We start from the raw sequence: 7,061 nt of genomic DNA, 5'->3' as shown, positions 1-7,061 counted from the left end.
GCCGCGGCGCCACGAGGGAGCGCACGGTGACCGGCTCGAGCTCGGCGAGGAAAGCCTCGCGGGCACGGTGCAGGGCCGTGCGCAGGCGGCATCCGCCGGCCAGGGGACAGGGGACGCCGGATTCGTGCCCGCTGCAGTCGATGACCTCCTCGCGGGAGGCGAGCTCGCGCACCAGGACGCCGACGCTGAGCTGAAGGCCGGCCCCGGTGATCCGCGCCCCGCCGTAGCGGCCGCGCGTCACGTCCACGGCACCGCGGCGGCGCAGCTCCACGATCGCCTTGGACACGTGGTTGTAGGGGACCGCGATCTCGTCCGCAATCGCCTGGCCGGTGGCGCGCTCGTCCGGGCGTCGGGCCAGGACCATGAGGACCCGCAGGCAGACGTCCGTGAACGCGTTGAGCTTCATGGAGCGATTATCCCGCGTCCGCCAGGCGGAGTTCCAGCCGAGGGCGAGGCACGTGCGGGCCGGGTGGGTGGGGCCCGGGTGAGAGGGCCGCCTGGGTGCGGGTGAGGGAGGTTGTGCAGGAGAGGTGTGTCCACAGGGGCGGTCCCAGGCGGGTACGCCGTCCGCTCCGGCTGGCAGACTGGCCGCATGAGCACCGCAGAGCAGACCCCGCCGGCCGACGACGCCCTCCGCTCCGAGGCGCTGCAGGTGCTGCGCAGCCTCGTCGGGAACGACGCCGCACAGTTCAAGGACGGCCAGTACGAGGCCGTCGAGGCGCTCGTGCGGCACCGTCGGCGTGCGCTGGTGGTCCAGCGCACCGGCTGGGGCAAGTCCGCCGTCTACTTCGTCTCCTCCCTGCTGCTGCGTGCCCGCGGCGCGGGTCCGACGCTGATCGTCTCCCCGCTGCTCGCCCTGATGCGGGACCAGGTGGAGGCCGCCTCCCGGGCCGGTGTGCGCGCGGTGACCATGAGCTCGGCCAACGCCACGGAGTGGGACCAGGTCCGGTCCCGACTGGCCGAGGACACCGTGGACGTGCTGCTGATCTCCCCGGAGCGCCTCAACAATCCGCGCTTCCGGGAGGAGCAGCTGCCGGACCTGGTGGCGCGCATGGGCCTGTTGGTGGTGGACGAGGCCCACTGCATCTCGGACTGGGGCCATGACTTCCGCCCGGACTACCGCCGCATCCGGGACCTCATCGGGCGCCTGCCGGCCACGGGGGAGCGGGCGGTGCCGGTGCTCGCCACCACCGCCACCGCCAACGAGCGCGTGGTCCAGGACGTGGTGGAGCAGCTCGGCGTGCAGTCCGAGCAGGAGGTCTTCTTGCTCCGCGGCCCGCTGGCCCGCGCGTCCCTGCAGCTGGGCGTGCTGCGCATGCCCAACCCGGCCTCCCGCCTGGCCTGGCTGATCTCCCACCTCGAGGACCTGCCGGGGTCCGGCATCGTCTACGCGCTCACCGTCTCCTCCGCCGAGGACACCGCTCGGGCACTGGCCGAGGCCGGGTACCCGGTGGTGTCCTACACGGGGCGCACGGATCCGGAGCAGCGCGCGCAGATCGAGCAGGACCTCAAGGCCAACCGGGTGAAGGCCGTGGTGGCCACCTCCGCGCTCGGCATGGGCTTCGACAAGCCGGACCTGGGCTTCGTGGTGCACCTCGGGGCTCCGAGCTCCCCGGTGGCGTACTACCAGCAGGTCGGTCGTGCCGGCCGCGGCACGGACCACGCGGAGGTGCTCCTGCTGCCCGGGCCCGAGGACCGGGACATCTGGCGCTACTTCGCCACCGCATCCATGCCGGACGAGCGCGAGGCGCTGGCCGTGCTCGAGGCGCTCGAGGCCGGCGGCGCCATGTCCGTCCCCCAGCTGGAGACGGCCGTGGCCATGAAGCGCACCGCCCTGGAGCTGCTGCTCAAGGTCCTCGCCGTGGACGGGGCCGTTGTCCGTGTGGGCGGCGGCTGGCAGCGCACCGGGCAGCCCTGGAGCTATGACGCCGAGCGCTACCGGCGGGTGGCCGAGGCACGCCTGGCCGAAGAGCGACTCATGCTGGACTACGAGAACACCGACGGCTGCCGCATGGAGTTCCTCGCCCGCACCCTGGACGACCCCACCGCCGCCCCCTGCGGGCGCTGCGACACCTGCGCCGGCCCCTGGTACCCCACCGGCTCGGACACGGAGGCGCGTGCGGCGGCCGAACGGTCCCTGGGCCGGGTGGGCGTGCCCCTGGAGCCGCGGAAGGCGTGGCCCTCCGGGATGGACCGTCTGGGGGTGCCCGTGAAGGGGCGCATCGCCGGCGAGCTGCAGGCCGAGGAGGGGCGGGCCCTGGCCCGGCTGTCCGACGTCGGCTGGGGCACCCGCCTCCGCGAGCTGCTGAACGCCGAGGACGCCCCCGTGCCTCAGCAGGTCCTGGACGGCGCGGTGAAGGTCCTCGCGGCCTGGGACTGGGAGCAGCGGCCCATCGCCGTGGTGGCCATGCCGTCCCGCGGCCGGCCGCAGCTGGTGGGGTCCTTCTCGGAGGGCATCGCCCGGATCGGCCGGCTGCCGTTCCTCGGCTCGCTCGAGCCCCTGCACGGCGGCCCGACCGCCGGTCCCGGCGGCAACAGCGCCTACCGCCTGGGCTCCGTGTACGGACGCTTCGGCGTCCCCGTGCAGCTGGCCGAGATGCTCGCCTCCGCCCCCGCCGCCGGGCGGCACGGGCCGGTGCTGCTCGTGGACGACCTCGCCGACTCCCGGTGGTCCCTCACCGAGGGCGCCCGCGTCCTACGGGAGAACGGGGCCCAGGGCGTCCTGCCGTTCGTGCTGGCGCTGTCCGCCTGATCGGGCCTGGGAGGGGAGCCGGCAGGCGGGGGCGAGCGGCCGTCGTTGGGACGCGGGGAGTGGGCACGGACGGAGGCGGCCCTCCCGCTCGGATGAGCAGGAGGGCCGCCTCGTGTGCGCCGGGAGCGCCCGCCGGTCAGCGCTCGGCGCGGACCGCGGCCAGGACGCGGTCCCGGACCGCGGCCATGGTGGCCTCGTCCTTGGCCTCGCCGTTGTAGCGCAGGAAGGGTTCGGTGTTGGACGGGCGGAGGTTGAACCACCAGGAGCCGTCCTTCGCGGAGACGGTGGTGCCGTCCATGCGGGAGACCTCGATGTCCTCGCCCTCGTGGTCCGCCAGGACGGCGGCTACGGCGGCGTCCTTGTCCTCCACCTCGGAGTTGATCTCCCCGGAGGCCACATAGGGCTCGTACTCGTCCGCGAGCTCGGACAGCGGGACGTCCTGTCCGCCCAGGGCGGCCAGCACGTGCATCGCCGCCAGCATGCCGGTGTCCGCGTTGAAGAAGTCGCGGAAGTAGTAGTGCGCGGAGTGCTCGCCGCCGAACACGGCGCCCTCCGAGGCCATGACGGTCTTGATGAAGGAGTGGCCCACGCGGGTCACCACCGCGCGGCCGCCGTCGGCTGCCACGAGCTCCGGGACGGCCTTCGAGGTGATCAGGTTGTGGATGATCACCGGGGTGTCCTCGCCCTCGGCCTTGGCACGCGCGATCTCGCGGCGGGCCACCAGGGCGGTGATCGCGGACGGGGACACCGGGGCGCCCTTCTCGTCCACCACGAAGCAGCGGTCGGCGTCGCCGTCGAAGGCCAGGCCGATGTCCGCGCCGTGCTGCACCACGGCCTTCTGCAGGTCCACCAGGTTCTCCGGCTCCAGCGGGTTCGCCGGGTGGTTCGGGAAGGTGCCGTCCAGCTCGAAGTAGAGCGGCTCGATCTGCAGCGGGAGGGCCTCGAGCACATCCCCGCCCAGGACGGCCGGGGTGGTCTTGCCGGCCATGCCGTTGCCGGCGTCCACCACGACCTTCAGTGGGCGGATGCCCTTCAGGTCCACGAGCGAGCGCAGGTACTCGGCGTAGCCCGCCAGGATGTCCCGCTCCTCCAGGGAGCCGGGGGACTCGACCGACGGGATCTCGCCGGCGTCCAGGTAGCCCTGGGCCACGTCACGGATCTCGAAGAGGCCCGTGTCCGAGGACACCGGGACCGCCCCGGCCTTGGCCATCTTCATGCCGTTGTAGGCGGCCGGGTTGTGGGAGGCGGTGAACACCACGCCCGCGGCGTCCAGCACGCCGGCGGCGTAGTAGAGCATGTCCGTGGAGATGGTGCCGATCATCAGCACGTCACCGCCGCGAGCACGCGCACCCTCGGCGAACGCCTCCTTGAACTCGGGCGACGAGGGGCGCATGTCCCCGCCGACCAACACGGTCTTTCCGGCCAGACCCAGCACGTCCACGAACGCGGCGCCCACGGCGCGCACGGACTCCGCCGTGATGGTCTCGCCCACGATGCCGCGGACGTCGTAGGCCTTGAACGAATCGGTCAGCTTGATGTCACCCTGAGTAGTCACGTAGCCGATGGTAGTGGACCCGCCGTGCTACAAGTGGTCGCATGCACCCCTCCCGTGACGGCTCTCACCCCGGTCCGGGTGAGGGAGACCGCTGGTCCCCGGGCGAGTCCGGCTACCGGCGGCTGCTCTTCGGCCTCTTCCTCGCGGGCGTGGCGACCTTCGCCCAGCTCTACTCCCCACAGGGACTGCTGCCCCTCGTGGCGACGGACCTGCAGGTGACCTCCCACGAGGCGGCCCTGCTGGTCTCCGCGGCCACCGCAGGCCTGGCGGCGTCCGTGATCCCATGGTCCTTCGCCTCGGACCGCTGGGGACGCCGTCGCGCGATCGCCGTCTCCATGGTCTCGGCCTGCGCCTTCGCGCTCGCCGGAGGACTCGCGGCCTCGTTCCCGATGCTGCTGGCCCTGCGCTTCGCGGAGGGGCTCGCCCACGGCGGCGTGGCCGCGTTGGCGGTGGCGCTCATCGTGGAAGAGGTGGAGTCCTTCGCCGTGACACTTGCGGCCGGCACCTACATCGCCGGGACGACGCTCGGCGGTCTGTCCGGACGGCTCGTGGCGGCTCCGCTGGGGGAGGCCTTCGGCTGGCGGGCGGGCATGCTGGCCGTGACGTGCGTCGGCGTGCTCTGCGTGGTGGGGTTCCTTCTGATCGCCCCCCAGGCCCGGCACTTCGTCCGCCGCCCGACCCCGCTGTCCGGTGTGGTGTCCGCCGCCCTGGAGAACCTGCGCTCGCCGGTGCTGTGCGCCGTGTACCTGCAGGGCGCACTGCTCATGGGCGGCTTCGTTGCCCTCTACAACTACGTGGGCTTCGCGGTCACCGCCGAGCCCCTGGGCTGGCCCCTGTCCGTGGTGGCTCTGCTGTTCCTGGCCTACCTGGCGGGCACGTGGACCTCCCCGTGGGCCGGGTCGCTGACGATGCGCCACGGCCGGTACCGCGTCCTGCTGGGCGCCAGCATGGTCATGGCCGCCGGTGCCCTGCTGACCATCGTCCAGAGCCCCTTTACCCTGATCCCCGGTCTGCTGCTGTTCACGGGCGCCTTCTTCGCGGCGCACTCGGTGGCGTCCAGCTGGGCCGGGGTGGCGGCCCGCGGCGGTCGGGCACAGTCCACCTCGCTGTACAACCTCGGGTACTACAGCGGCTCGTCCGTGTTCGGCTGGCTCGCCGGTCTCGTGTTCGAGGCCGCCGGCTGGGCTCCCACCGTCCTGGGCATCGTGGGCTTGGTGGCGTGCGCCGCCCTCGTGGCGGCCCTGTTCCTGCGTGGGGGCGCCCACGCAGGCTGAACGGGTCAGCCCCGGACGTCGGCCAGGTCGTCGCCGACCGCCGAGTAGCCCTGCTTCCGCCAGGCCTCGAGCACAGCGGGGTCCTGCAGCTCCAGCCACTCGACCATCGTCTGGTAGGTCACGCAGTAGGTGCCCTCCTGCGGGCAGAACTCCTTCATCGTCTGAGCCAGGGCCGGGTTGTAGGCGTCCCCGCCGTAGGTGTTGAAGTGGTTGCCGAACACGATCGGCGCACGGTTGGAGCGGGACACCGAGTCGTACACGTACCGGTAGGTGTCCAGGTAGATCTCGGCGAGCCGCTTGGTGTCCTCCTCGCCGACGCCCAGTCGCTGCGAGGAGATCCAGAAGTTGTAGTCCATGGTCATGATGTACGGGTTCTCCGCGCCCATGGACGCGGCCATGGGCGAGTAGAACAGCGGCATCTCGAACTGCCAGACGCCGTCCTCCTGGTAGGGCCAGCCCACGCCGCGGTGCTGGGCGCCGCGCGAGGTGTCATAGGTGTGGCCGTACTCGTGCCACACCGGCATCAGCTGGTCCCACTGCCCGTCCAGGCAGGGCAGCCGCTGTCCCTGGATCGCCTCGGCGGGGACCTCCACGTCCGGGAAGTCGGGGTCGTCCCCGTAGCCGTTCACGCCGGCGGGGTCCTCGAGGATCTTGTAGAACTGCTTGTGCTCGGCGCGCCAGTCCTCGGTGGTCCACTTGTCTCCGCCGTACTCCTCCACGAAGCACATGTGGCCCATGTAGTGCGTGCCGATCTCGTGGCCGTCCGCGTAGGCGGCGTTGATCATGCGGATGCGCTCGGCGATCTCCTCCCTGGGGCCGCCGAGGTCCTTGGCCACGCGACCCGGCTCGTTGCCCGGCGCCTGGTACCAGGTGCGGTTCTCCGGCTGCAGCAGATGGATGCCGGAGAGGTAGACGGTGAACTTCGCGTCCACCTCGTCTGCGGCGTCCATGAAGTAGGCGTAGCGGTCCGACTCCAGGCCGCCGTCGAAGGAGTACAGGAGGAACTGCGGCGGGGTCTCGTCCGCGGTGAAGGCGCGCATGGGGACGCCCCGGTCCTCGGCCGCCTCCGAGGGCTCTGCCGTCGCGGGCTGGGACGCCTCGGGCGATGACGACTCCCCGGGGGCGGACTCGTCCGTCCCACCGGACTCCGCCGGGGCATCAGGGGCCGCGCTCGCCGGGCGGTCGCCCGCGAGGTCCTCGTGCGGGACGGGGTCGGTCTGGCAGCCGGCCAGCGTGAGGGCGAGGGCGGCGGTGAGTGCGGTGGCGGCGCGGCGGGCGGCGCGGGCTGCGGGCATGCGTGGTTCCCCTCCGGAAAGGCATCTCGACGGCAAGCACCCCACCTTCTCACGCACCGTTCACAGGGACAAAGCAAAAGGGGGTTTTTACACAGGAATTCACTATCGTGACCCATACCTACCCGGTCGGCCGAACCCGGGCCCGACGACGGCGCCACCATCGCCAGGGTGGGGCGCCGTCGGTC

At 72.2% G+C, this 7,061-nt stretch carries 5 protein-coding genes; 2 read left to right on the top strand and 3 right to left on the bottom strand.

The annotated features are described in order from the left end of the window. Positions 1-406, bottom strand: a 406-nt coding sequence (locus AC2W7A_RS07515; protein ID WP_485990808.1) for an RrF2 family transcriptional regulator, incomplete at its 3' end; no start/stop codon positions are given. A gap of 186 nt (positions 407-592) precedes the next feature. Between AC2W7A_RS07515 and AC2W7A_RS07510 the strand changes: the two genes are divergently transcribed. Then, positions 593-2,752 carry a RecQ family ATP-dependent DNA helicase gene (locus AC2W7A_RS07510; protein ID WP_485990807.1) on the top strand — a complete coding sequence of 720 codons (2,160 nt, stop codon included), beginning with the start codon at positions 593-595 and terminating at the stop codon, positions 2,750-2,752. Positions 2,753-2,888: 136 nt separating this feature from the next. On the opposite strand, the gene AC2W7A_RS07505 is transcribed toward AC2W7A_RS07510, so the two are convergent. After that, the gene (locus AC2W7A_RS07505) at positions 2,889-4,307 is read right to left on the bottom strand and encodes a phosphomannomutase/phosphoglucomutase (protein WP_485990806.1); all 1,419 of its coding nucleotides are present in this window, start codon (positions 4,305-4,307) and stop codon (positions 2,889-2,891) included. Positions 4,308-4,348: 41 nt separating this feature from the next. On the opposite strand from AC2W7A_RS07505, the gene AC2W7A_RS07500 reads away from it, so the two are divergent. Continuing rightward, positions 4,349-5,581, top strand: a complete 1,233-nt coding sequence (locus AC2W7A_RS07500; RefSeq protein ID WP_485990805.1) for an MFS transporter — start codon at positions 4,349-4,351, stop codon at positions 5,579-5,581. 5 nt (positions 5,582-5,586) lie between these two features. Here the strand turns inward: AC2W7A_RS07500 and AC2W7A_RS07495 are convergent, their stop codons facing one another. Then, a complete protein-coding gene (locus AC2W7A_RS07495; RefSeq protein WP_485990804.1) occupies positions 5,587-6,876 on the bottom strand; it encodes a polysaccharide deacetylase family protein in 1,290 nt (429 codons plus the stop codon). Positions 6,877-7,061 lie beyond the last annotated feature (185 nt).

This window comes from Micrococcus sp. LASM2_SD2, assembly GCF_057364565.1.
Note: the sequence above shows the minus strand (reverse complement) of the source record. Positions and strands in the feature narration are given on the sequence as shown.

Excerpts from the sequence above, each read along its gene's own strand:
- AC2W7A_RS07510 (WP_485990807.1), top strand. The coding sequence starts at position 593 with ATGAGCACCGCAGAGCAGACCCCGCCGGCCGACGACGCCCTCCGCTCC.
- AC2W7A_RS07495 (WP_485990804.1), bottom strand. The coding sequence starts at position 6,876 with ATGCCCGCAGCCCGCGCCGCCCGCCGCGCCGCCACCGCACTCACCGCC.
- AC2W7A_RS07500 (WP_485990805.1), top strand. The coding sequence starts at position 4,349 with ATGCACCCCTCCCGTGACGGCTCTCACCCCGGTCCGGGTGAGGGAGAC.